Annotated in this window: 25 protein-coding genes and 1 pseudogene; all 26 read left to right on the plus strand. The window is 32.2% G+C overall.

Annotation, left to right across the window (positions count from 1 at the left end; genetic code table 11):
• Window positions 1-68: 68 nt before the first annotated feature.
• The 26 genes and pseudogenes from LC087_RS00545 to LC087_RS00670 all read left to right on the plus strand — a co-directional run bounded on the left by LC087_RS00545 (window position 69) and on the right by LC087_RS00670 (window position 26,801).
• Window positions 69-2,003 carry an asparagine synthase-related protein gene (locus LC087_RS00545; protein ID WP_226539401.1) on the plus strand — a complete coding sequence of 645 codons (1,935 nt, stop codon included), beginning with the start codon at window positions 69-71 and terminating at the stop codon, window positions 2,001-2,003.
• Between the two features lie 377 nt (window positions 2,004-2,380).
• A complete protein-coding gene (locus LC087_RS00550) occupies window positions 2,381-2,527 on the plus strand; it encodes a paeninodin family lasso peptide (RefSeq protein WP_226539400.1) in 147 nt (48 codons plus the stop codon).
• A 309-nt stretch (window positions 2,528-2,836) separates the two neighbouring features.
• The gene (locus LC087_RS00555) at window positions 2,837-3,772 is read left to right on the plus strand and encodes a phosphoenolpyruvate carboxykinase (ATP) (RefSeq protein ID WP_306019803.1); all 936 of its coding nucleotides are present in this window, start codon (window positions 2,837-2,839) and stop codon (window positions 3,770-3,772) included.
• Window positions 3,765-4,076 carry a lasso peptide biosynthesis PqqD family chaperone gene (locus LC087_RS00560; protein WP_226539398.1) on the plus strand — a complete coding sequence of 104 codons (312 nt, stop codon included), beginning with the start codon at window positions 3,765-3,767 and terminating at the stop codon, window positions 4,074-4,076. The genes LC087_RS00555 and LC087_RS00560 overlap by 8 nt, the downstream gene beginning before the upstream one ends.
• Window positions 4,077-4,081: 5 nt before the next feature.
• Window positions 4,082-4,570 carry a lasso peptide biosynthesis B2 protein gene (locus LC087_RS00565; RefSeq protein WP_226539397.1) on the plus strand — a complete coding sequence of 163 codons (489 nt, stop codon included), beginning with the start codon at window positions 4,082-4,084 and terminating at the stop codon, window positions 4,568-4,570.
• Window positions 4,558-5,724, plus strand: coding sequence for a nucleotidyltransferase domain-containing protein (locus LC087_RS00570; RefSeq protein ID WP_226539396.1), 1,167 nt, complete (start codon window positions 4,558-4,560; stop codon window positions 5,722-5,724). Before LC087_RS00565 ends, LC087_RS00570 begins: the two co-directional genes overlap by 13 nt.
• 10 nt (window positions 5,725-5,734) lie before the next feature.
• A complete protein-coding gene (locus LC087_RS00575) occupies window positions 5,735-7,525 on the plus strand; it encodes an ABC transporter ATP-binding protein (protein ID WP_226539395.1) in 1,791 nt (596 codons plus the stop codon).
• A gap of 120 nt (window positions 7,526-7,645) precedes the next feature.
• Complete coding sequence (locus tag LC087_RS00580) at window positions 7,646-8,428, plus strand: YveK family protein (protein ID WP_226539394.1); 783 nt, start codon at window positions 7,646-7,648, stop codon at window positions 8,426-8,428.
• The gene (locus LC087_RS00585) at window positions 8,397-9,053 is read left to right on the plus strand and encodes a CpsD/CapB family tyrosine-protein kinase (protein ID WP_226539393.1); all 657 of its coding nucleotides are present in this window, start codon (window positions 8,397-8,399) and stop codon (window positions 9,051-9,053) included. Before LC087_RS00580 ends, LC087_RS00585 begins: the two co-directional genes overlap by 32 nt.
• 548 nt (window positions 9,054-9,601) lie before the next feature.
• A pseudogene (locus LC087_RS00590) lies at window positions 9,602-11,423 on the plus strand (polysaccharide biosynthesis protein).
• 15 nt (window positions 11,424-11,438) lie between these two features.
• A complete protein-coding gene (locus LC087_RS00595; RefSeq protein WP_226539501.1) occupies window positions 11,439-12,590 on the plus strand; it encodes a glycosyltransferase family 4 protein in 1,152 nt (383 codons plus the stop codon).
• A complete protein-coding gene (locus LC087_RS00600) occupies window positions 12,575-13,687 on the plus strand; it encodes a glycosyltransferase family 1 protein (protein ID WP_226539391.1) in 1,113 nt (370 codons plus the stop codon). The genes LC087_RS00595 and LC087_RS00600 overlap by 16 nt, the downstream gene beginning before the upstream one ends.
• Before the next feature lie 73 nt (window positions 13,688-13,760).
• A complete protein-coding gene (locus LC087_RS00605; RefSeq protein ID WP_226539390.1) occupies window positions 13,761-14,660 on the plus strand; it encodes a glycosyltransferase family 2 protein in 900 nt (299 codons plus the stop codon).
• Between the two features lie 28 nt (window positions 14,661-14,688).
• Window positions 14,689-15,756: an EpsG family protein gene (locus tag LC087_RS00610; protein ID WP_226539389.1), complete on the plus strand. Its 1,068-nt coding sequence runs from the start codon at window positions 14,689-14,691 to the stop codon at window positions 15,754-15,756.
• A gap of 15 nt (window positions 15,757-15,771) precedes the next feature.
• Window positions 15,772-15,933, plus strand: coding sequence for a hypothetical protein (locus LC087_RS00615; RefSeq protein WP_226539388.1), 162 nt, complete (start codon window positions 15,772-15,774; stop codon window positions 15,931-15,933).
• The gene (locus LC087_RS00620) at window positions 15,924-16,520 is read left to right on the plus strand and encodes a sugar transferase (protein ID WP_226539500.1); all 597 of its coding nucleotides are present in this window, start codon (window positions 15,924-15,926) and stop codon (window positions 16,518-16,520) included. Before LC087_RS00615 ends, LC087_RS00620 begins: the two co-directional genes overlap by 10 nt.
• 5 nt (window positions 16,521-16,525) lie before the next feature.
• Window positions 16,526-17,182: an acetyltransferase gene (locus LC087_RS00625; RefSeq protein WP_226539387.1), complete on the plus strand. Its 657-nt coding sequence runs from the start codon at window positions 16,526-16,528 to the stop codon at window positions 17,180-17,182.
• The gene (locus tag LC087_RS00630) at window positions 17,175-18,326 is read left to right on the plus strand and encodes an aminotransferase class I/II-fold pyridoxal phosphate-dependent enzyme (protein ID WP_306019804.1); all 1,152 of its coding nucleotides are present in this window, start codon (window positions 17,175-17,177) and stop codon (window positions 18,324-18,326) included. Before LC087_RS00625 ends, LC087_RS00630 begins: the two co-directional genes overlap by 8 nt.
• A 3-nt stretch (window positions 18,327-18,329) precedes the next feature.
• Complete coding sequence (locus tag LC087_RS00635) at window positions 18,330-19,079, plus strand: glycosyltransferase family 32 protein (RefSeq protein ID WP_226539386.1); 750 nt, start codon at window positions 18,330-18,332, stop codon at window positions 19,077-19,079.
• 34 nt (window positions 19,080-19,113) lie between these two features.
• Window positions 19,114-19,725, plus strand: coding sequence for an acyltransferase (locus LC087_RS00640; protein WP_226539385.1), 612 nt, complete (start codon window positions 19,114-19,116; stop codon window positions 19,723-19,725).
• A complete protein-coding gene (locus LC087_RS00645) occupies window positions 19,722-21,005 on the plus strand; it encodes a glycosyltransferase (protein ID WP_226539384.1) in 1,284 nt (427 codons plus the stop codon). Before LC087_RS00640 ends, LC087_RS00645 begins: the two co-directional genes overlap by 4 nt.
• A 7-nt stretch (window positions 21,006-21,012) precedes the next feature.
• A complete protein-coding gene (locus tag LC087_RS00650) occupies window positions 21,013-21,996 on the plus strand; it encodes a glycosyltransferase family 2 protein (protein ID WP_306019805.1) in 984 nt (327 codons plus the stop codon).
• Window positions 21,993-23,159 carry a polysaccharide pyruvyl transferase family protein gene (locus LC087_RS00655; protein WP_226539383.1) on the plus strand — a complete coding sequence of 389 codons (1,167 nt, stop codon included), beginning with the start codon at window positions 21,993-21,995 and terminating at the stop codon, window positions 23,157-23,159. The genes LC087_RS00650 and LC087_RS00655 overlap by 4 nt, the downstream gene beginning before the upstream one ends.
• Entirely contained in the window at window positions 23,152-24,339 is a 1,188-nt protein-coding gene (locus tag LC087_RS00660; RefSeq protein ID WP_226539382.1) for a glycosyltransferase, read from the plus strand. Before LC087_RS00655 ends, LC087_RS00660 begins: the two co-directional genes overlap by 8 nt.
• Before the next feature lie 27 nt (window positions 24,340-24,366).
• Window positions 24,367-25,560 carry a glycosyltransferase gene (locus tag LC087_RS00665; protein WP_306019806.1) on the plus strand — a complete coding sequence of 398 codons (1,194 nt, stop codon included), beginning with the start codon at window positions 24,367-24,369 and terminating at the stop codon, window positions 25,558-25,560.
• Between the two features lie 155 nt (window positions 25,561-25,715).
• Entirely contained in the window at window positions 25,716-26,801 is a 1,086-nt protein-coding gene (locus LC087_RS00670) for a glycoside hydrolase family 88 protein (protein WP_226539380.1), read from the plus strand.
• Window positions 26,802-26,828: the final 27 nt, after the last annotated feature.

The raw sequence follows: 26,828 nt of genomic DNA on the forward strand, positions 1-26,828 counted from the left end.
ATTTCTCTATAGGTAGGTTCGTTAAATAGAACAATAGTGTACATTATATAGTTTATTAGGAGGTTTTGATGAGTGCAATTATAGGACTTTATGATCTAGCTAAAAACCCTGTTTCGGATGAACTTATTGATAAGATGATTAACCCTTTAAGAAAGTTTCCACTAGATGACATAGGTGTTACGAAAAGTGAATATTTATTTTTTGGAAACTGGGCTCAATGGATCACACCAGAACAAAGAAATGAGCCCATGCCATTCTATGACTCTGAAAGGAAGCTTCTAATTACCGCAGATGCAATTATAGATAATCGAGTAGAGCTTTTCGAAAGACTTCAAATACCTATAAGCTATCAATCGAGCATACCTGATAGTCAATTAATTCTTCTTGCCTATGAAAAATGGGGAGAAGATTCCCCAAAATATCTACTAGGTGATTTCGCTTATATGATATGGGACGAAAAAGCTGAAAAAATGTTTGGTGCAAGAGATTTTTCAGGCGGTAGAACATTCTATTATGCAAATGTTAAAGGCATATTTAGCTTCTCTACAATTATAAACCCTATTTTATCATTACCGCATATTGAGAATGACCTAAATGAACAATGGCTAGCTCAGTTTCTTGTTATTGCTGGGATGGTAGATGTAGCAGACACAACTTTAACTCCTTACAAATATATCAACCAACTTCCCCCATTTCATTCTATTACAGTAACTCGAGAGAAAACAACGGTTAAAGCCTATGGATTGTTGAACCACTCAAATAAATTAAAGTATAAAACTTCCAAAGAATATATTGAACATTTCCAACATACTTTTCAATTAGCGATAGATTCTCGACTTCGAACATTTAAAAAAGTAGGATCTCAACTCAGTGGGGGATTAGATTCTGGTGCTATAGTAGGATTTGCGGGTAAAAAGTTAAAGAATGAGAGTAAACCCCTTCATACACTAAGTTATGTACCTCTAAGTAGTTTTAAGGATTATACTGCCAAAGATTTTTTAGCCGATGAATCCCCGTTTATGAAGAAAACGGTTCATTTTGTAAAGAATATAAACGATTATTATTATGATTTTGAAGGAAGAGACTCATTTTCGGAAATCGATTCTTTTTTAGAAATTTTAGAAATGCCCTATAAATTTTTTGAAAATTCTTTCTGGCTGAAAGGAATGTTCGAAAAGGCTAAAGAGCATGAAATCGGAATCTTATTAAATGGAGGTAGAGGAAACTTATCAATCTCCTGGGGATCAGCCCTTCATTATTACGCCAAGTTATTGAAAAATTTAAGATGGATCCAACTAGCCAAAGAGTTACATATGTATAGTCTAAATGCAGGTGGGCCTAGATTTAGATTACTACCATATTTAATTAATCTAAATGTGCCATTTTTATTTAAGGAAAAAGAAAGTTATGAAAAGCCATGTTTAATTAATGAAAATTTAGCTTTAAAAACTTCTGTTTTTGAAAAACTTGCAACATTTGGTATAGGTAAAGAGGGTTGGTTTTCATCCAATAATATTTATTTACAAAGGTATCAACATTTTAATGATTTGTTTCATTGGAATGCTAGCAATACTTTAGCTACTAAATTGTCATTAGTTTATGGATTATGGAAGAGGGATCCAACGAATGATTTAAGAGTCATTAAATTTTGTCTTTCTGTACCAGAAGACCAATATGTTGGAGATGGGTTGGATCGAAAATTAATTCGTGAAGCAACTAAAGGTTATTTACCAGATGAAGTTCGTCTTAATCAAAAAGTTCGAGGTGTTCAAGGTGTTGATTGGATAGATCGGATAGGTGAAAAATGGAGTTTAATTACAAAAGAAATGAACCAATTACTAGAAGATGAACAGCTTTTTCATTATATTGATAAAACGGTATTGGAAAATATCATCAAAGTTGTAAGAGATCAAGGATTTGATCCAAAAAGAGCAGGAGATGGTAACTACAAGTCCTTAATGCATGCCATTATTATTCAACGTTTCCTTCAACAATACACTTAAAGGTTATTTCTTGTTTTTTACAGAGTAAGAAAGTATATAAATAGGTCCTTATTTGGATGGTGCTTTTATTTTTGTCTAGCTCCAGCGCCCAGCGACTGGTGAAGCTTTCGACGCACAGGAAGTGCTAGCATCAACGTTGCCCACAGGACGTGGGCGTCTTTAGTTGATGTTCCATGTCTCTACGATAAGTCAACATCGAAGCCTACGGCTTTTCGTGTTTCCTTTATCTCATGCGGCGATGAACAGGAGGTTCTAGCGTCAACGTTAGTCACAGGACGTGACTGTACTTAGTTGACGTTCCTTTGCACCTGCGTCGCTAGACGGGCGCTTGCGCTTTTCTTATTAAAAAATAAATATTTTGAAAGGAGGTGGAATAATTGAAGAAAACTTGGCATGCTCCTAAATTAGAAATTCTTAGTGTGGAAAAAACGATGGCTTCTACTACAGATGGTCCTCTTACAGATGAAGCGTATGTTCCTGGACAAAATGCGCCTGAGAAATGCTATAAAAGGTTTACTAGCTAACTATCTTTTCTATGTATTTATTAAAGAGAGCGATAATTCTATATTCTTGGACTTTTTTGCAGTAGTGTTGTAAAGAAGAAACGAGTAACAGGTGAATTTTCTTGGCTCGTTTCTTCTATCTATAATATTTGAATTTATGAAACTCTTGAGATTTTTTATAGATAGAATTATTCAAAAATTCATAAGCATCAACGTTAGTTTATGCAAAGTTGATGTCCCTTGTTATTTTGTGACGAGTATATCTTTGCTCCTCTTGGTTTTTATTCCTGTTCTTTAAATATGTTTTTATAGAAATTAGGGTGATTGTTAATGGGAAACTTAATAAAAAAACAGTATCAATATAGAGCATTTGGAATGAACATTAACAGTGAAATGTGTTTCCCTGAATTAATTTCATCGTTCCATGAAAATCAAGAAAAAGATATTAGCATTGTTAAGGATCCTAATTTGGTAGAACAAGACGATGTTAAATGCAATCCTTTTTACCATGCTGTAGAAAATAGGACAGTCTCTTTCTATGTTCCAGAAATAGCCTATTTTCAAGTTAGTAATGGTAGAGAGATTAGATGGAAACCATATAGTGAGACCAATAATGATGTGGTTAAACTATTCTTGTTAGGAACCTGTATGGGGATTATTTTAATGCATCATAAAATCATTCCTCTTCATGGTAGTGCAGTTGAAATCAATGGCGAAGTTCTCGCTGTAGTAGGAGATCAAGGAGCTGGAAAATCTACTACAGTTGCACAATTAATAAAAATGGGTTGCAAAATCGTAAGTGATGATATTATCCCAGTAAAAATAATCGGGAACAAACCTTATATTACTCCAACATATCCACAACAAAAACTATGGGAGGACAGCCTCATATATATTGGAAGGGAAGTTGAAGAGTTTCAACCTATTTATGGGAGAGAAAGAAAATATAATGTTCCGGTGAGAGAACACTTTATAAAAGATACTCTTCCATTGAAAATGATTTTTGAGTTAACGAAAGATGAAGTGAATGATATTGAGACACAAACTATATCTCCATTACCAAGTTTAAATATACTATTTAAACATACTTACAGAAATTTTTTAATTAAGAGACTTAATCTAATGGAATACCACTTTCACGTAAGTTCATTGATTTTTAATAATGTAAAAATGTACAGAATCATTCGTCCTGAAAATGAATCCACAAGAACAGAGATTGCAAAACAAATAATTCAAAACTGGGAATGGAGGGCTAACAATGAGTGATCCTTCTAAAATTAGTATTGATGATTACGTATCACAAATAGAAGGAAATTTAGTAAGTGATATGGATGGAGAGAAGGTAATGTTGAACATTGATAATGGGAAATATTATAATATGGGGACTGTAGGTGGATATATTTGGATTCTTATGGATAACCCTATAATGGTGACAAAAATAATAGCTCAGTTGATAGAGGAATATAATGTGGAGAGAGAAGAATGCGAGAAAGAGGTTTTAGCTTTTTTAAATCATTTGTTAAAAGAATCACTAATTTATAAATCTAAACAAGCAAGTATTCAAGTGTAATAAAAATGAAACGATGTTTTCGATTGTTGTCTCTCTTCATTTTTTCTAAGAAAGAAGCAAAGTATCTTTGGTTCGAAACGATCTGTTGTTTGGCATATGCAAGGGTACTTAAAAATATCCCTTTTTCTAGAGTTGTTTGTAAATATGAGATGAAGAATCAAGAAAGTTCACATAATCAAGATTATGACTACAGAATAGTTAGACAGGTTTCCCAATCTATTCATACCATAAGTAAGTATTGTTTTTGGGAGACAGAATGTCTAGTAAAAGCTTTGGCTGCTATGAACATGCTGAAAAGAAGAAAGATAGAAAGTACATTATATTTAGGAACGGGGAAGGAGATGTCAGGTAAACTAATTGCTCACGCATGGTTGAGAAGTGGACAGTACTATGTCACAGGAATAGAAGAGAAGGAGAATTTCACTGTAGTAAAAACGCTTAGTTATATAGTTGACGCAGAAAAAAGCAGAGGAGATCATAAATGTTCAATCTAGACAGATTTAGTTTTAGTCCTTCTAATGAACTTGAATTAATACTTTTTATGGTTAATAAACAGATATTCTCGAGTGAAGATATATCAAAAGATATTGATTGGGATCATTTTATAGAATTAACACTTCATCACCGTCTGTATCCTGTACTTTATAAAGTAGTTAAGCAGAAAAAAGAATATTTTCCAAATAGTGTATATGACGCTTTAGGAGAAGTATTTTTAGAGAATACAATGTTAATGTTAAAGTATTCTGCAGAACTTCACCGAATGAATGAGGTTTTTATAAAAAAACAAATCCCCCTTTTAGTATTAAAAGGTCCATACTTAGGGACGGATTTATATGGAGAACTCTCTTTAAGAACGTGTAATGACTTAGACATACTTGTCCCAATGGCTAGATTATCAGAAGTAGAAAATACTTTAAATAACATGGGATATATAAAAGAAGAGTATATAGAAACGGTATTAAACGATTGGAAATGGAGACACCATCACTTTGTTTATATTCATCCTGAAAAATTAGTGAAAGTTGAAGTTCATTGGCGACTTCATCCTGGTCCAGGAAAGGAACCATCTTTCCAGCAACTTTGGGAAAGGAAGAGAGAAGTCATAGTTTCGAACTATTCATTTAAATGTCTAAGTAAAGAAGACTTATTTGTTTTTTTAGTCGTTCATGGTGCGAGACATGGATGGTCAAGATTAAGGTGGCTGTTAGATATTCACCAGCTAACTCATGGTAATTTGAGATGGAATAAGGTTCAGATAATTTTAAAAAAGTATCAATATCAACATTTAGCAGGACAAGCACTTCTATTATCACATTCCATTTTTAACACTCCTATGCTAAAAGAGTTTGAACCTTGGATTAAAATGAACAAGGCACAACTACTGGAAAATAAAACATATTTCTACATTGAAAGAGTGGTTAATTTACATTCTGAACCTCTACCTCCTGAAATCTCTAACTATCATAAACATTATGTTTTTAAACTAAAAACGACACGTCAACAGTTATTATATATCTTTAGTTGTTTATTCCCTTTTCCAAGAGATGTAAAAACGTTCCCTTTGCCAAAACAGCTCCATATATTGTACTTTTTACTTCGTCCTTTTTTAGTGGTGTTTAGAAAAGCGAAAGAAAAAGTATCCGTGTAGGAGAGAAGGTATGAAAAATATTCTCTACTTTATTAAAAAAATTTATCAATTTACAGGTAATATTCTTATATTCAATATTATATTTTTATTTATTATTAGTTTATTTGAAGGAATGGGAATGTTTTTGTTAATCCCATTAATTAGTAGTTTAGATATTGTTGAGTTTAGTGGAAGCAATGAACCTTTACTCAATTGGTTTAAAAATTTATTTAGCTTTATTCATGAAGATTATAGGTTAGGATTTATTTTATTCGTATTTCTTCTAATTATGATTGGACAAGGGTATTTTCAACGTAGTCAAATGGTTTTAGGGATAAAAATTCAACAAGCTTTCTTAAGACATTTAAAAGAAAGCTTATATAAACATATATGGGAATCAAACTGGGCATTTTTCATAAAGAAAAGAAAATCAGAACTTATTCATGTGATGACAGCTGAAATAAATAGAGTAAGTACAGGTGTTAGTACTTTTTTTCAATTGATCTCTACATTTATTTTTACATTAGTTCAATTTTCTATTTCTTTTTGGTTATCATGGCAATTGACTAGTGCCGTTTTAATATTAGGATTCATACTCTTGTTCAGTTCTAGAGTTTTTATTAAACAATCGTCTTCATTAGGAAAAGAAACAATTGAATTACATCAAGAGATCCTCTCCGGAGTAATGGATCAATTGAATGGAATAAAAGAAGTAAAGAGTAATAGGATAGAAAATGACTGTTTGGATTGGTTCCAAACCACAAACGAAAAAGTAGAGAATAACATAGTGAAAATGGCAAAAGTAAATGCAACATCTCAATTGCTTTATAAAATTCTGTTAGCTTTTCTGGTATCTGTATTTCTATATGTATCTATTAATATGTATCAATCTAATTTAGCTGAACTTATCTTAATTATGATTATCTTTTCAAGGTTGTGGCCGAGATTCAGTGGAATACAATCAAAACTTGAGCAACTTGCTTCAGTTTCTCCATCATTTAGAGTGTTAATTAACATTCAAAACGAATGTGAGAGACATAAAGAACTAACCTTTATGGAAGAAAATAATCAACAAAATCCAATTGAAATTAATGAAGAGTTATCTTGTAAACAAGTTTCCTTTCGATATGAAAAAGGTTCAAAATATGCTGTCAAAGATGTCTCTATTACAATTCCTGTACACAGTATGACCGCGATTGTGGGACCGTCTGGTGCCGGGAAAAGTACATTGATTGATATTTTGATGGGGCTTAACAATCCAGAGTCAGGAGAGGTATTAATTGATGGGGTGCCGTTATCTACTGATGAAAAAGTTATTTTAAGAGATAAAATATCTTATGTTCCACAAGAACCGTTTTTATTTAGTGGCAGTATTAGGGAAAATCTAGTTATGATGAGAAAAGGTGCAACGGATGAGGAGCTATGGAATGCACTTCACTTTTCAGCTGCAGATACATTTGTTAAGGATTTACCTGAAGGATTAGATACAATGCTAGGTGATCGTGGAATTCGTTTGTCGGGAGGAGAACGCCAACGAATTGTTCTTGCAAGGGCTATTTTAAGATCGCCATCAATCTTAATTTTAGATGAGGCTACAAGTTCTTTAGATACAGAAAATGAGAGGAAAATAAAGAATTCTCTTGATCAATTACGAGGAAAAATGACTGTTATCGTCATTGCTCACCGCTTATCAACTATAGAAAACGCTGATCAAGTAGTTGTATTAGAAGATGGACAAGTAACTCAAAAAGGAAGATACAATCAATTAGCCAAAAAAGAGAAAGGAACGTTTCAAAGGTTAATTGCAAGTCAAGTAAATTAAATTTAAAGTAAATATTATGAATATTATCAAAAATATGTTGATTAGGTTGCTTTAAAGGGATAAAATAATAATAAAATATTGATTAATCAAATCTATATCCTTTAAAAACGATGTTTCATAATGAACTTTGATAAAGATGGTGAAAAAATGAATGAATCTCGATCTTCGAATGAGAAAGGTCTACCAGTGGTTAAAGATATTAATTTAATCGAATTATGCAAACTAATCTTTAATAAATGGTGGATTATGCTAATTATCACTTTTACGGCATCGATTTTAGGTTATTTTTATAATCAATATAACTATACACCTTTATATTCTGCATCCTCCAGATTAATTATTGGAGCAACAGAAGAACAAATGAAAACAATCACAGTGTTAATAACAGATCCAGTTATCATGGAAAAAGTTAGTAGGGAATTAGACCTTAATGTATCACCTGAGTCGTTGGCAAATCAAGTCTCCGTAGAAGTCATAAGTAATTCTCAAGTAGTTAAAATATACAGTACACAACTAGATTACAATTCAGCAGTTGATATTGCGAATACAACAGCCAAAGTCTTCATTGAAGAAATCCCAGGACTAATGGGTTTTAGTGATATACGTTTGTTAGGTTTAGCTGAGTATTCGGATTATCCAGTTCCAGTGAATCAGAGAGGTTCTCAACTAATTATATTAGGTTTTGCAATGGGCTTGATGATCAGTATTGGATTTATATTACTTTTAGATGCATTAAAAGATGTGTTTAGATCTAAAAATGCAGTTGAAGAAATTTTGGAAATTCCAGTTATAGGTGAAATTCCTAAGTTTAATAGAAAAAACTTAAAAAAGAATGTCAGAAAACCCGAGAACCAGTACGAAGGAGAATTATATGATTCGAATGTTAAAACGAAAATCAAATAAACATAAAACAAAAAATATTATTACACAATCAATTCCGGAGTCATTAGTATCGGAACAATTTAGAAAGTTGAGAACTAATTTTTATTTTATGGTTAAGGATTTTCAAAACCCTACATTACTATTCACTTCTTCAAAACAAAAGGAGGGAAAATCTAGTACTCTTGCTAATTTAGCTTACTCACTTGTTAATGATCGCGAGAAGGTGGTGATTATTGATGCGAATTTAAGAAACCCATCCCAACATCTCTTTTTTAAACTCCCTAATACTGTTGGATTAAGTTCAATCTTGTCTAGTAAAAGAACGTTAGAAGAGACTGTTTCCTACACGGGGATTAGTAATCTATATGTATTGACAAGTGGACCCAGTTTATTAAATCCTGCTGAACTATTAGGTTTAGATTCAATGAATTACTTAATTGAAGAGGCAAAAAGTAAGTTTGATTATGTTCTAATTGATTCTCCTTCAATCTTGGAAGCTACAGATAGTAACATACTTGCTAGCTTATGTGATGGTGTTATCCTTGTCATACATTCAAAAGCTAATCAACATGAAGTCTTGGAATCGAAAAGAATATTAACCTTCGGTCATGCACGTTTTTTAGGAGCAATAATGAATGAAATGTAGTTTTTTGTCCTTTCTTGTTCTTTATTAAGAACAATTTATCAAAAAATTATTGAACATAAATAACTATGTTTTTAAATAAAAGTTGGTAATGTCTTCTATACCGTTATCAGTGAAGGCACTCGGTGATGCTGTGGGTTCATTAATTGTACCTTAGACGCCTGTCGTCAATAGTGTTACGTGAGGTGGGGTTAAATGCCCCTAAAATAATATGCTTCTTCCCTACTTTTTAAACACGCACTTAAATTGTGATGTATGTGCTCAACTCGAAACATCTGAAACCAATTGATCTTCTTCCTTACAGAGCTTGTTCTTTAACTTGTAACAGGGGGAGAATAATGAGCGAGAATGTGAACTCATTCCCTTGTCCGTCTTTAAATATCCTAAATGATCACTCTAAATGGCGAAAAGCCAATAAAATATGAGTAAAAAGGAGTTAACTCCATGACATACCTTCCTATTCATAATACTCCAAAAAATAATTCTTCAACATTTCTCTTTATTAATATTTCATTCCTTTTGATATTAAGAAGGAGGGGAGCCTATAAGTAATGACTTACCGTCAAAGATTTTCATTGTTTATAGTTATTGATACTTTAATAGTACTAACAGCTATTTTTATTAGCAGAGTACTGGTTGATGGAACTTTACAAGTGTTTTCTGCACCTTTCATGTTATTCTCAGCAATTATCTTGACTTGTCATCATTTTTTTTCATTAGTGTTTAATTTATATAAAAAATATTGGATGTACGCAAGTATTGGAGAATTGTTCACTATATTAAAAGTAGTGACAATGACCATTTTAGTATCGTTTATTTTTCAAGTGTTCATTTTTGAGGAAACCTTTTATCGTTTAATGTTCGTTACATGGTTACTCCATTTGTTATTCATAGGGGGATCAAGGTTTTGCTGGAGGGTTTATAAAGATACATTTAACGAAAATGTGGAAAGTAGGAAACGTACGTTAATTGTTGGTGCTGGAGAAGCAGGAACGATGGTTGCAAGACAGTTGAAAAATAATCATGAAACAGAATTAGTACCAATTGGATTTGTAGATGACAGTGAAAAAAAGAGTAAGCTTGAAATTTTCGGTATACCAGTCTTAGGTAAGATTAATCAGATTTCAAGTATCGTTTATTCTCACGAAATAGATCATATTATAATTGCGATTCCTTCATTAAGAAGAAAAGAATTGCAGAAGATATTTTTGGAATGTTCTAAAACAAATGCTAACACAAATAATTCCAATGCTAGAAGATATTATGACCGGTAAGGTATCGGTAAATCAGTTTAGGGATGTTAAGGAAGAAGATTTATTAGGAAGAGAACCAGTGGAACTGGATCTTATTAGTATTTCAAATGAAATTGAAAATAAAGTTGTGCTAGTAACAGGAGCTGGAGGTTCTATAGGTTCGGAAATTTGTAAACAACTTTGTAAATTCAAGCCTAGTAAACTTATTTTATTAGGTCATGGAGAGAACAGTATTTATGATATCCATATTAAATTGCAGAATATAAGTGAGAATAGTGGTATTGAATTAGTGACTGAAATAGCTGAAATTCAAGACGAAATGAGAATGATGAGTGTCATGGAAGAATATAAACCAGACGTGGTCTATCATGCTGCCGCCCATAAACATGTCCCTCTTATGGAACAAAATCCATTTTCAGCTGTGAATAACAATATGGTGGGTACATTTAATGTAGCAAAAGCATCGAGTTTAAATAAAGTGAACACGTTTGTAATGATTTCTACTGATAAGGCAGTAAATCCGACCAATGTGATGGGATCTTCGAAAAGGTTAGCAGAAATGATTATTCAAAATATGAATAAAGAAAGTGAAACTAAATTTGTTGCTGTTAGGTTTGGAAATGTCCTTGGAAGCAGAGGAAGTGTGATTCCATTTTTTAAAAAACAAATTTCAAATGGCGGGCCAGTAACAGTTACTCATCCAGATATGGAACGCTACTTTATGACTATTCCAGAAGCATCTCGTCTTGTTATTCAAGCAGGTGCACTTGCTAAGGGTGGAGAGATCTATGTTCTTGATATGGGGGAGCCAGTTAAGATAGTTGATTTGGCAGAAAGTTTAATAAAACTATCTGGTCATACAATTGATGATATAGGAATTAAATTCACTGGCATTAGACCTGGAGAGAAATTATTTGAAGAATTACTTTGTAAAGATGAAATTCATGAAGAACAAATATATGAAAAAATATTTGTTGGGAAAACATCGGATTTATATGTGGATGAAATTAATGATCTTATGAATAATTATCACAAATTAGAAAAAGGGGCTTTAAAAAAGAGATTGTTATTTTTGGCTAATCATAAAATAGAGAAAGATACAATGCTAGTCCATTCGTAGATATAGGGGATGATAATCTTGACGAAAAAAATATTACTATGTGCAACTGTTGATTATCACTTCAAAGCTTTTCATATTCCATTAATAGAGTGGTTAAAAAAGAACGGATGGGAAATTCATGTCGCTGCAAATGGGGAAATAAGATTACCGTATGTCGACTATAGATATAGCCTCCCCTTTGTTAGAAATCCCATTCACTTATCAAATGCTAGAGTGTATAGGAGACTTAAAGAAATAATAGACAAAAATGAATACAATATTATACATTGTCATACCCCTGTAGGTGGATTATTAGCAAGGCTAGCTGCACGCAAATCTCGCCTCCAAAAAACGAGGGTTCTTTATACTGCTCATGGATTTCATTTTTGCAAGGGAGCTCCTCTGAAGAATTGGTTTTTATACTATCCGATTGAAAAGATTTTATCTACATGGACAGATGGCTTAATAACAATAAACAATGAGGATTATCAGTTTGCTAAATCGCACCGATTTCCAGCCAATAAGATTTTCCATGTACACGGTGTAGGTATAGATTTAAATAAGTTTAGCCCTATTTCAATAGATCAAAAGAAAGAGTATCGGAAAGCGTATGGATATAGTTTAAATGATTTTCTTATTTTCTATGGAGCTGAGTTTAATAAAAATAAAAACCAGCAGTTAATAATTAGAGCTTTAAATGAAATAAAGGAAATCGTACCGAATGTGAAACTTTTACTAGCAGGTGAAGGGAAACTTCAAAATGAATGTAAAGAGTTATCAAAAAAATTAAAGGTTGCTCATTTGGTTGATTTTTTAGGGTTTCGTAAAGATATTAATAAACTTCTTCAAATAAGTGATTGCACTGTAGCTTCAAGTAATAGAGAAGGTCTCCCTGTAAATGTTATGGAAGGCATGGCTACAGGTCTTCCGGTTATAGCTAAAGCAAATAGAGGTCATAACGAACTCGTTATCAATGATCAAAATGGCTGGGTGATTAACAACAAGGAAGAATTAGCGAATAAGTTGATAACCCTCATTCAAGATGAACAATTAGCTAAATTGTTAGGTAATAAAAGCCGGGAGCGAATTGAACAATTATATAGTATTGAGCATGTATTGAAGGAACAACAGCAAATTTATCATATATTCCAAACAGGTTTGGAGGAACAAGTATGGAGCGTCCAATAAGAGTTCTTCATGTTGTAGTGAATATGAATCGTGGAGGAGCAGAGACTCTTTTGATGAATTTGTACAGGAAAATTGATCATACAAAAATTCAATTTGATTTTCTGACCTGTAAGGAAGGGATTTTTGATGATGAAATAAAACAATTAGGAGGGATTGTTTATCGTATTCCTTATGTAACGGACGTAGGTCACTTTCTTTATATGAATGAACTTAAGTCATTTTTTAATATTCACGATGACTACAAAATTGTTCATGCCCATATGGATAAAATGAGTGGATTAGTTCTTAAAGTTGCTGCTAAAGCAGGGATTCCTCACAGAATTGCTCATAGTCATAATACTAAAAGTGAAGGTAATATCATCCATAAAGGATATAAATGGATTATTGGCCGTAACATTCCTTCCTATTCGACGAAATTTGTGGCTTGTTCCAAGGTGGCTGGTCAGTGGTTATTTAATAAGAAAAGTAGTAACATCCTTCTTTTAAGAAATGGAGTAAATAGTGAAGAATTTTATTTTTCAAAAGAAAAAAGGAATAAAATTAGGGATCTACTGAACATTTCTAAAGAACAATTTGTTGTAGGGCATATTGGTAGATTTAATATGCAAAAAAATCATCAATTCATATTGGATATATTTTCAGAAGTATTGAAAGAAATACCGAATGCTAAATTATTGTTAATTGGAGATGGTCCATTAAAGGATAAAATTAAATCAAGAGCGGTTGATTTAGATATCAATAATAGTATTATGTTTTTAGGAATTCGAGATGATGTAAATGAATTAATTTCTGCATTTGATTGTCTTTTATTTCCTTCTATTCATGAAGGACTTCCAGTGACTCTAATTGAAGCTCAAGCATCAGGTATACATTGTTTAGTATCAAATGTCATTACGAATGAAGTAGATATTGGTGCAGGCTTAATCTCGTATGAAAGTTTGAAATCATCACCAAAAGTATGGGCGAAAAAATTAATGAACCTTTCTGCGAGCGATGTAAATTGTGAGTTTTTTATTAAAGAAAATGGTTTTAATATTTCAGACACAGCTCAAAAGCTACAGGACATGTATATGCATATGGGGAAAAATTTCGCTTAGACTTTTTAGGAATATAATAGAAAGAAAGTGTTTCACAATTAAGAAAGACACTAAAAATTAGGAGAGAGAAACTTTGGAGCCAATGTTAACCATATTTACGCCTACGTTTAATCGGGCATATACACTTCAAAAGTGTTATGAAAGTCTAAAATACCAAACAAATAAAAATTTCATATGGCTAATAATTGACGATGGGTCGACTGATAATACTGAGAATTTGGTTGGGGAATGGATAAAAGAAGGAGAAATTTTAATCCAATATTATTACCAAGAGAATCAAGGAATGCATGGAGCTCATAATACTGCTTATGAATTAATTGATACTGAATTAAATGTTTGTATTGACTCAGATGATTATATGCCGTTAGATGCAGTAGAAAAAATAATTTCTTGCTGGAAAGAGAATAAAAGCGATCGTATAGCTGGTATTGTTGGCTTAGATGCAAAACCAACTGGGGAGATTATAGGTACGAAGCTTCCTGAAGAGTTAGAGTATTCTAAATTAATAGATTTATACAAAAAGTACAAGGTTAAAGGAGATAAAAAAATTGTCTATAGGACAGATCTTGTGAAAAATACACCAGATTATCCTATATTCCCAAATGAAAAATACTGTCCATTAATATACAAATACATTTTAATTGACCAAATCTGTCCGTTACTTTTGTTAAATGAAGTTTTGTGCCATGTTGAATATTTAGAGGATGGATCAAGTAAGAATATCATTCATCAGTATAAAAAAAATCCAAAAGGATTTTCTTTTTATCGAGTCATTGCAATGAAATATTCACCAACATTTAGGACTCAATTTAGAGAAGCGATACATTATGTATCAAGTAACTTTATGACTAGAAATCCACTTTTTATTAAGGAATCACCTAAGAAATTCACTACATTTTTGGCTATAATACCTGGTGCATTGCTCTATCTATATATTTCAAATACAAAAAAAGATACAGTAATGAAAAACTAGTTTCCTTTTTGAAAGTAGGTTTTAAAAAATGACAGTTCTATGGATTAATCTTGCCATAGTTTTTTTGTTTGCTTTTTTTTCTAGGGTATTCGCTATATCTTATGCGAATATACCTATTTTAATTGTTAAACCTCAAAAACTATTAATCATTGGAGCAGGGATATCATTAATTTTAGTATCTGGATTGAGATTAAATATTGGTGATACATTTTTTTATCGCCATGCTTATGAGTTGAAAGAAATGACTTGGGAAATGATTTTAAGTAATAAAGACATCGGTTTTGGAATACTTCAGATGGTATTACAACAATTCTCTATGGATGCTCAGTTGCTCATCTTTGTTACGGCTTTTATAACTAATGTGTTAATTATTATTGTCTTATATAAATATTCTAGAATGATAGAATTGAGTCTCTATACGTATATTACTGGAGGTCTTTTTCTTGTTTCTATGAATGGAATCAGACAATTTTTAGCTGCGGCTATTGCTTTTGCAGCTACAAAATATTTGATTGATGGTCATTTCTTTAAGTATACCTTGGTTATTTTATTTGCTTCTTTGTTTCATCAAAGTGTTCTTATTTTTATTCCAATTTATTTTATTTCTAGATTTAAAGCATGGTCACAAGCCACTATTGTATTGTTTATGGTTTCATTATTAATTGTCATAGGGTATGAACAATTTTCATCGTTGTTCTTTGATGCAATTGAAAATACGGAATATGGACATTATGAAAACTTTGTTGAAGGTGGAGCTAATATAATCCGTGTCCTTGTGTTTGGAGTCCCTCTTGTTGTTTGTTTTTTAGGTAGAGAAAAACTTGGGAGTATATTCCCTGAAAGTAATTATTTTGTAAACATGTCGTTAATAGGTCTTATTTTTATGATCATTGCTACACAAAATTGGATTTTTGCTCGATTCTCGATCTATTTTGGTTTATATCAAATTGTCTTAATTTCATGGATCGTCAAGCTGTTTAATAAAAAAGAAGAAAAACTTGTTTATTTCTTAATATTAGTTTGCTATTTAGGGTTCTTTTATTACGAACATGTCTTAAGTTTAAACATTTATTATGTAAGCGATTATTTTAAATAGGAAAGGGTTTTACTAATGTATGGATTAAAGAAATTATCTTCTACCGAATTGGTAAGGATTCTGCAATCTTCAAAAGTAATAGTAGAAAGAGAGGAGGGAAAACAACTTAAAGAGATTTTGAAAATGATAGAGGATTTAATAGAAAAAAGTTCTGTAAACGGAGAGGAATTACTTTGAAAAGAATATTCGATATTGTTGTATCTAGTTTATTACTTATTTTTTTATCGCCGATATTTTTATTTATCACAGTATTGATTATATTTCACTTAGGTAGCCCGGTCATTTTTAAGCAGTCACGTGTCGGTAAAAATGAACAAGTTTTTACCTTATTCAAATTTAGATCTATGACTGATTACCGAAATGACAGAGGTGAACTTTTGAGCGACGAAGAGAGATTGCCTTCTTTTGGGAAATGGTTAAGAAAATCAAGTCTTGATGAGATTCCTCAACTAATTAATGTTTTAAAGGGGGATGTTAGTTTAGTAGGTCCTAGACCTTTATTAGTTGAGTATTTACCTCTATATACAAAGGAACAGCACAGAAGACATGAAGTAAGACCTGGGATTACAGGATGGGCACAAATAAATGGTCGAAACAATATAACATGGGAAGAAAAATTTTCATTAGATGTGTGGTATGTGGAACATCATTCTTTATTGTTAGATTTAAAAATTATTTTTAAGACGGTTTCGAAGATTGTAAAAAAAGAAGGTATTAGTCAAGAAGGCAAGGTCACTGTAGAAAAGTTTAAAGGATTGAGGTGATCTATTTGTGTATAGGGATTATTGGAGAAGGTGGACATAGTAAAGTAATTATGGATGTAATTGATTCTTCTTCTGAAAAGAAGATTACAGCTATCTTAGATGACAAGTATTCTGATTTAATAGAAATCGAAAATATATTAAAAGGTCCAATTTCCTCTGTAAGTGAAGTAATTAACCTATATCCAAATATCAAATTTATGATCGCAATTGGAGATAATAATGTGCGAAAAGCTATGGTTAGAAGATTAGGGTTATCTAGCTACCATTATATTTCTTTCGTTCACAATCGTGCATATATGAGTAAGAAGACACACATAGGTTATGGAAGCATTATCATGCCGAATGCAACTGTTAATTCAGGATCAGAGATTGGTAATCATTGCATTATTAATTCAGGTGCTATTGTTGAACATGATAGTTATATCTCTGATTATGCTCATATATGTCCAAATGCAACCTTAACTGGAAATACGGTGATTGGTGAGGGTGTTCAAGTAGGTGCAGGAACAACTATTATCCCTGCAATGAAAATAGGAGAATGGAGTATCGTTGGAGCAGGATCAACTGTTATTCATGACATTCCTGCATTTTGTAAGGCAGTTGGTACCCCAGCTAATATTATTGGGAGAACATTTGTGAGAGGAGTGGAAGTGAGTGAGTAGCCAAAATAAGATCTTTTTGTCTCCTCCACACATGACCGGTAAAGAATTTTCTTATATCAAACAAGCCTTTGATACAAACTGGATTGCTCCATTGGGAGAAAATGTGGATAAGTTTGAACATCAAATAGCCTCTTTTGTTGGATCTAAAGGAGCTGTCGCACTGAGTTCAGGAACAGCGGCCATTCATTTAGCATTAGCTGTACTAGGGATTAAAAAAGACGATAAGGTATTTTGTTCCACATTAACGTTTATTGCTAGCGCAAACCCTATTTTGTATCAGCAAGCTATTCCAGTTTTTATTGACTCAGAGCCTGAGACATGGAATATGTGCCCTGAAATGTTACTAAAAGCTTTTAAAGTAGCAGAAAAAGAAGGTGAATTGCCAAAGGCAGTTATAGTAGTCAATCTTTACGGTCAAAGTGCAAAAATGGATGAGATTCTTGCAATATGTAATCATTATGGGGTACCAGTCATTGAAGATGCAGCTGAATCTTTAGGGTCTTCCTATAAAGGAAAGGCAAGTGGAACATTTGGGAAATTAGGGGTTTATTCGTTTAATGGTAATAAGATTATCACAACTTCAAGTGGGGGAATGCTTGTTTCAGATGATAAAGAGCTAATAAATAAAGCGCAATTTCTAGCTACTCAGGCAAAAGACAAAGCTTCACACTATCAACATTCTACATTAGGTTTTAACTACAGAATGAGTAATATACTAGCTGGAGTAGGTAGGGCACAAATGGAAGTGTTAAAGGAAAGAGTTTTTTTAAAAAGAAGTGTGTTTAAAAAATACTTTAATGAGTTAAGCACTTTACCTGGATTAGAATTTATGCCAGAACTTGAAGGAACAGTTTCTAATCGTTGGTTAACAACGATGATTATTAATCGTAACAAATCACTTGTTTCAAGTCGAGAAATCATTCAGAAATTAGTAGAGAATAATATAGAAGCAAGACCAGTATGGAAACCTCTCCACCTACAGCCACTATTTAAAGGAAGAAAAGTGTATTTACGTGATGATCGTTTTTCAGAGAATGTGTTTGAAAATGGAGTTTGCTTACCATCTGGTATCAATATGGATAGTTCAGAACAGGATCGAGTTATCAATTTAATAAAAAAGTCAATGTCAGTAGTAATGAGTTAAAGGATGGACATTATGAACAAAAAAATACCGAAAATCATACATTATTGTTGGTTTGGAAGAAAGGAAAAACCCCCCTTAATTAGACACTGTATGCAAACATGGAAACAGCATTTACCGGATTATGTATTTATGGAGTGGACAGAGGAAACATTTGATGTTGGGTGTAATCAATATGTTAGAGAAGCATATAAAGTTGGTAAATATGCTTTTGTAAGTGATTATGTTAGAGTTCATGCTCTATACCACCATGGAGGTATTTATTTAGATACAGATGTCGAAATATTTAAATCTTTTGATGATTTGCTAGTGGAAGAGAGCATTTGGGGATTTGAGCAAGAAAACTTTATTGCGACAAGTACGATTGGGGCTAAGAAAGGTCATCATTTTATTAAACAGTTCCTAGATTTTTATGAAGGAGAACAATTTATTAAAGAACATCAAACGTTTAATGAAGTGACCAATGTTAAGACAGTAACATCAATGCTTGAACAACAAGGATTGGTGAGAGATGGTCACTATCAAAAGATATCAAACATTGGAACTTTTTATCCTCAAACTTATTTTTCACCATATGATTATATTAACTGCCAGTCGTTACGTACGGATGAGACTTATGCTATGCATCATTTTTATAAAAGCTGGCTTCCTTTTCATGTTAGAGTAAAAGCAAGGATCAAGCGGACAATATCAACTTTAATTGGTGGGGACAATTTGGCGAAAATTCGTGAGCTCGTGAGTGCGAAAAATAAATAAACAGAATTGGTTGTTTTAAAGAGGGAGAATCATAATGAAAAAGATATACTCGTACATTGTAAAAGAGATTAAAGTTCGAGGTTTTTATATCACTGTTCTGATGTTGTTCGAGCAGTTTAGGGCATATATAAGAGGTTATAAGTATAAAATTTTTTATAGAAACAATATCCAATCGACCTTTTTCTTTCTTCAATCCAACACCACAATTGATATTTTTAATAAGGCAGCAAGAATAAAGATTGGAAAGTTTGTCTTTATTAGAAAAAATACCAGTATTCGTATGGATTATGATGGTGAATTAATACTAGGTGAAAATGTATTTATCAATGATAATTGCACCATCAATTGTGTGAGCAAAATATCAATAGGAAAACAGACAAAAATAGCCTCAAATGTGTGTATTAATGATCATGATCACAATTATAAAAGTCCGAATAATCAGCATTTGTTAAAAGGTGAAGTTTTTATTGGAGAGAATGTTTGGATTGGTTCTAATGTTGTGATTTTAAGAGATACGATAATAGAGAATAATTGTGTCATTGCAGCAGGTAGTGTAGTCAAAGGATTAGTTCCAGAAGGATCTCTGTTTTTCAATAAACGTGAATCAGAAACAAAACCTTACTACAAAGAACGAGGGATTGGATGAAAAAAAAGATACTATTTACTCTGTATGATTTAGAAATTGGCGGAATTGAACGAAGTTTCATTAATATGTTAAATTCGTTTGATTATCAAAAGTATGAAATTGATATTTTATTATTTAATCATAAAGGAGAATTGTTAGAGGCTATACCTGAAAAGGCAAACCTTATTACTCAAAAAAAAGAGTTAACGGTTTTTAGGAAACCTCTAAAACAGTGTTTGAAGGAAGGGCATATTATAGCATCCTTGTGTAGAATGATTGCTAAAGTAGTTGCTAATCGACAAGCAAAAAAAAGAAGACTAATCGAAGGGGGAGGATATATTCAAATGCAATTAGCATTGAAGTATTCTCTGTTTTTTTTATCAAAGTTAGAAAAAAAATACGATATAGCGATAAGTTATGCTTGGCCCCATGATTATGTAGCAACAAAAGTAAGTGCAGAAAAAAAAATCGCTTGGATTCACACTGATTATTCCAATTTAGAAATTAATAATAAGCAAGATTATAGGATCTGGAGTCGATTTAATCATATTATCTCTATTTCAGAAAAATGTACAACCTCATTTTTATCTACTTATCCTAGTTTAAAAGGTCGAATAACAGAGATTGAAAATATCAATTCTCCCGCATTGATAAAAAAAATGGCACATCAATTTGAATCTAAGGAGTTAAATAGAGAGAGTTTTAACATAGTGTCAGTAGGTAGATTAAGTTATGCAAAAGGTTATGATATGGCTATCGAAGCAATGAAACAATTGAAGCTGAGGGGATTCTCCAACATTAAATGGTATGTTGTAGGATATGGAACAGAAGAAAAAAATCTGAAGGAACAAATAAATGAAGCTCAGTTACACAATGAATTCATTTTGCTTGGAAAAAAAACAAACCCTTATCCATATATTCATGCTTGTGATGTATATATACAACCTTCACGTTACGAAGGGAAAGCTGTAACGGTAACAGAAGCAAAAATTTTATCCAAACCAATTGTTATAACCGATTACCCTACAGCAAAAAGTCAGTTGGTTTCAGGGGAAGAAGGGATAATCTGTCCTTTATCAATTGAAGGGATTGCGGATGAAATTGAGAAGTTATATAAAGACGATGTAAGAAGAGAACAATATTCTCTCAACTTATCTAAAAAAGATTTTTCGAATCTCCAAGAATTAGAGAAGCTATACTTTTTATTTGGAGAAAAGATAGATGGATCAGTTAATGGTCTAATGAGGGGAAAGGAACAAATTGATGAAAGTGAGCGTCGTTATTCCAGTTTACAACAGTGAGGGATATTTGGAAAAATGTATTAAATCACTTCTCTCTCAAACTATGAAAGATTGTGAATTTATTTTTGTTAATGATGGATCAAAAGATAATAGTAGGAGGATATTAGAGAGTTATTGTGATAAAGATCCCCGAATTAAACTGTTTAATCAAAGAAACAGTGGAGTAAGCGAGGCGAGAAATAGAGGACTAAAAATCGCTAGAGGAGAATATATTGGATTTGTTGATTCAGATGATTATGTGAAAGAAGATTTTATAGAAACATTGTATTCTCATGCCAAGAAAATGGATTGTGAACTGATTGTTTCCAACTATGAAACTGAGCGTGATGGGAAGAGAACAATCACGACAATAAACAATCATAAAAATAAGGTCATGATAGGTGACATGATAGGACAATATATGATGCCAGAGATGGTGAAGACAGATAAATTTAATTCTGTTTGTAACAAGCTTTTTAAAAGACAGGTTATAACCGAACATCATATTAGGTTTCCAAAACAGATGGCATTGGGCGAAGATGCTATGTTTAATATGTTGGTACTCTCTCAAATTAATATTCTCTCTTTTATTGATTATTCAGGATATATATATACGGAGAGAGAAGGAAGTGCAACCAGAAATGTACTTGTCCATGATTATTTTCAAAATGCAATTGAAAAGTTTAGAGAACCACTTCCTGATAAATTCGTTCAATTATTAGGAGAGGATGAAATCCATAAGATGAAATCATATAAACTTATCAAGGCTGTAATGACGAATATATATATTTATGCAACAAGCCAATTATCATTCCGTGAAAAATATCAATACCTTCAAAAAATGATCAAACACCCTACCGTCAAATTAGCACTAGAAGGATACGAAAAATATAACGAAACTTTAGGGAGATATGAACAGTTTCTGTTACAAATGATACGAAAAAAATCCATTCTTGGTTTATTTTTAGCTACTAATTATAGTCAGATTAGAAATAGGAGGAATTGTTTATGAACGTTCTTATGTTTGGTCATTATGGAAGTTTAAATCGTGGTTGTGAAGCAATCGTTCGCTCTTCAGCTTCAATCATTAAGGAGAGAGTGGATGGAGCAAAAGTATTTCTATCGTCTGGTCGTCCAGAAACGGACAAGATGATAACTGTTCTAGATAAAATATATGATGGATCTGAAAAAGAAATTCATAAATTTTCACTAGACTGGCTAGTAAGTGCTCTTCAATACAAGATAAACAAAAAAGATTCTTATGCTTTGGGGAAAATATATGCAAACACAATTAAGCAAGTAGAGGATGCAGATGTCTGTTTATCAATAGGAGGAGACAACTATTGTTACGGAGAGCAGCCAGGATGGTATGAGATCAATAAAAGAGTAAAGGGAAAAGATAAAAAACTCGTTTTATGGGGATGCTCCATCGGTGAAGAGGACATGTCTTCCCGAAAGCTAGATGATCTAAAGCAATTTGACTTGATTCTTGCTAGAGAAACGTTCACTTATAACATGCTGATTGAAAAGGGGTTGAAAAATGTAGAGCTATGTGCAGATGCAGCATTTACATTAGAAAAGGAGGAGCTTCCACTACCTGATAGTTGGCAGACAGGAAATACGATTGGAATAAACTTAAGTCCTTTAGTTCAAAAAAGAAACCCTCAATCTAAGGAGGTTGTTAAGGGTTTAATAGAGCATATATTAAAAAATACGAGCATGACCATCGCTCTTACCCCACATGTTATTGAACATGAAAACAATGACTACGAGCTTTTAGGTGAATATTTTTATCAATTTAAGGATTCGAAAAGAGTGTTGCTTTTACCAGATCATTTAAATGCCATGCAATATAAAGGATACATAAGTCGAATGAGGTTTTTTATTGGAGCAAGGACCCATGCTACCATAGCGGCATATTCAAGTTATGTTCCAACCATGGTGTTAGGATATAGTGTGAAATCAAGAGGAATTTCTCATGACATATTTGGAGAAACCAAACTTGTATTAAATATCCATGACAACTTTAATGAAAGTACTATTATTAAAGGTTTTCAGGAGCTCATGAGAGATGAGGAAGTAATAAAGAAAAAATTAAAAGAATCAATCCCAAAAATGAAGGGGTTATCTTACCAAGCAGTAGATTATCTACATGGAGTTTATAAACATGACTAAAAAAGAGCTGTTGTTTATTATTCCTAGCTTAGATGTTGGAGGGGGAGAGAAGAGTTTAGTGAATCTATTAAATCAACTAGACTATTCCATGTATAATGTAGATTTGTTTCTTTTTAATCAACAAGGATTATTCATGAGTTATTTACCAAAGGAAGTGAATATAATCTTCCCTGGAAGGGCCTTTAAAGCTTTTAACAAACCATTATATCAAGCACTTCCAAGTTTAATTAACCATAACTATCATTCTCTTACAGTTCCCCGCCTGCAATTTTGGATCAATAATCGAATAAAACGGGATAAGAATATCAATGAACAAAAAGGGTGGAAATACTATTCTCAATCGATTCAACCATTAGAGAAAGAATATGATGTGTCCATCGGCTTTTTAGAAAAAACTTCGATATATCTTTGTGTAGATAAGGTGAAAGCCAAAAAGAAAATTGGGTTTATCCATAACGATTATGAAAAGCTTGGTATGGATCCTAAAATTGACAATCATTATTTCGCTTATCTCGATCATATTGTTACGGTTTCTACAGAATGTTTAACTGTCTTAAATAAATATTTCCCTGACCATAAGAGAAAAATTTCACTTATGAAAAATATAGTTTCCCCAAACTTAATTCATCGAATGTCAAAAGAAAATAATCAAGTGAATCAAGATGATTTAACTATTGTGTCTGTCGGAAGACTTTCGAAGCAAAAAGGATTCGATATGGCCATTAAATCTTGCAAACTATTAGTAGATAAGGGGTATAAGATTCGCTGGCTTATTATTGGTGAAGGTGAAGAGCGAAAGAAACTGACCTCATTAATTTTAAAGTATCAACTAGAAGATATTTTTTTGTTAGTAGGAGTGAAAAGTAATCCTTATCCCTATATAAGGATGGCAGATATTTATGTTCAACCTTCTAGATTTGAAGGGAAACCTATTGCAGTAGATGAAGCAAAAATTTTACACAAACCGATTGTTGTTACCAACTTTAGTACATCTAGAGATCAAATTGAACATAATCAAAATGGACTCATAGCAGAGATGAATGTTCAATCAATTTCAGCTACAATTGAGCAATTAATTAATTCTAAAAAATTGAGGAAAAAGTTGACAGAAAATCTCAAAAAAGAGAAGCTAGGAACTGAAGAAGAGGTTTTCACATTCTATAAAATGATCCATGGTTAGCTTAAGTAGTTGGAAAGAAGTGATTAGATGAAAAAAAAGTTACTATTTGTTATGAACAATATGCAATGTGGGGGAGCAGAGAGAGCATTACTTTCATTACTTGAATCAATAGATGAGAGTCAATTTGAAATAGATTTATATTTATTGAGAAATGAAGGGGATTTTCTTAGAAAGATCCCTTCCTATGTAAATGTGTTAGGAGGATCAAACGATTATAAATATTTTAATATGTCTTTTGCAAATTCAATGAAACATATAGTCTTCTTAAAAAAATATAAAGCTTTTATCGCTAGAGTAATGTTAGGTTTTTATTCTAAAACGCACCATAATTCTGCATTAGTTGAACAAAAAGTATGGAAGTTTTTATCTAAGATTTTTGAACCTTTAGAAAATGAATATGATGTAGCCATAGGTTTTTTGGAGAAAAACCCTATTTACTTTTGTGTTGATCACGTTAACGCGCGCAAAAAAATTGGTTGGATTCACACAGACTACAACCAACTTGGATTAGATGTAGAGACGGATGAAAAGTATTATTCTAAGCTGAGTTATTTAATTTCAGTTTCTGATGAGTTGGTGAACATTTTAAAATCAAATTTTCCATCAATGAAGAGTAATATAAAATGTATTGAAAACATTGTATCAACAAATATAATTAAAAAATTATCTCAAGAACCAGTTACGATAGAACGAAACAGTCAACAGTCGATTATCATTGTTTCAGTTGGTAGGATTGTTCAAGAGAAAGGAATCGATCTATCATTCAAAGCTATTCATCAATTGATAGATAAAGGGTATGACATCCAGTGGATTGTTATTGGTGATGGGGTAATGAGAGAAGAAATAGAAAAGCAAATTGAGTTAAACCATTTATCAAAGAGAATGAAATTTTTAGGTGTCAAGGATAATCCGTATCCATATATGGCTCAAGCCGATATTTTTCTGCAGACTTCAAGATATGAAGGAAAATCTATTTCGATTATGGAAGCAAAAATACTTGGAACTCCTATATTAATTACTAATTTTGATACTGCCAACGATCATATTCAGCATGATGAAGATGGGTATATTGCAAATATGGATGAAACATCAATTGTAAATGGACTAGAATACTTAATAAAAAATGAAAAGGTACGAGAGAAATATATTGCGAATTTAATGGAACAAAACTATGGGACAGAAGATGAAGTTGAAAAATTATATGAATTGGTTGGAGAATGACTAAAAAAGAAAGGAAACAAAAAATGCTCTTACTATTGTTGCTCTTGTTCTTTTTATTGATAGTAATTATTGATCTTTTTCCTATTGTAAAGACTTTTTTACAAAGGATCCATATCGGGAGATATTCTAGCCTAGATACTTGGAGTCAAGCGGTGATGTTAAGGTCTTTAAAGTGGGTAAATGATACCCCTAAGGTTACAATAACGGATAATAATCGATTGATTATTTTAGATATATTGAAGAAAAATTACTCAAGTCATACTATTCAACATTGGCAGCATGGTGCACTATTATTGGGTTTAGGAGAATATATAAAAATTCATGGTAATAAGGAACAGAAGATTAATAAAAAAGTAGAAAAATTCTTAACTAAATCCTTCAGCTCTACAGGAGAGTGGAGGGATAAACCAGAAAATATCGATTCTGCTATATTAGCATATGCCATCATGAAATTTCCAGGTATAGATATGGACAAGTATAAGCCTGCCTGGGACTATATTTGCAAGTTGATTGATAATCATGTTGGTGAGGAAGGAACAGTTAAGTATAGAAATGTAATGGAACAGTATCGTTACGTCGATACCATTGGATTTATATGTCCTTTTTTAATTTTTTATGGGAATAAATATGATAAGCCTTATTATATAGAGTTAGCAATAAAACAAATTGTTGAGTTTGAGAATAATGGATTTTCTAAAAAATCTAACTTACCGTTCCATGCATATAACATAAATGGAAGCCTACCTTTAGGTTTGAATGGTTGGGGGAGAGGAGTAGCTTGGTATCTGTTAGGTTTGATGGATAGTTGGTTAGAACTTCCTAAACATCATCCTCAAAAAGAGAAATTACAATCGTTATTAAAGTCAATAGCAAAAGCCATTATGAATTACCAACAACCAAATGGAAGTTGGAATTGGTCAATGACTAGAGATGAAACTAGGTCAGATTCATCAACGACTGCTGTATGTAGTTGGTTTTTGGCAAGAGTTTATCAATTAATAGAAGAAGACAGAAAGATGTTGGCTTCCAGTGAAAAAGCAATACAATTCCTTCAAACTGTTACTAGGAGAAATGGTTCGGTTGATTTTTCACAGGGTGACACAAAAGATATCGGAGTATACTCCATAAATTTTGGTGTGCTCCCATTTACGCAAGGATACTGTCTTAGAGCTATGTATTGTAAAGATCATATTTTAGATGGTAAAAGAGTGTTCAATGATAACAAAACGAACATTAGTTAAAAACAAATTAATTAGATAAATATTAAA

Origin of the sequence: Bacillus carboniphilus (genome assembly GCF_020524035.2) — a bacterium.
In the GTDB taxonomy this organism is placed as follows: domain Bacteria; phylum Bacillota; class Bacilli; order Bacillales; family JAIVKR01; genus Bacillus_CC.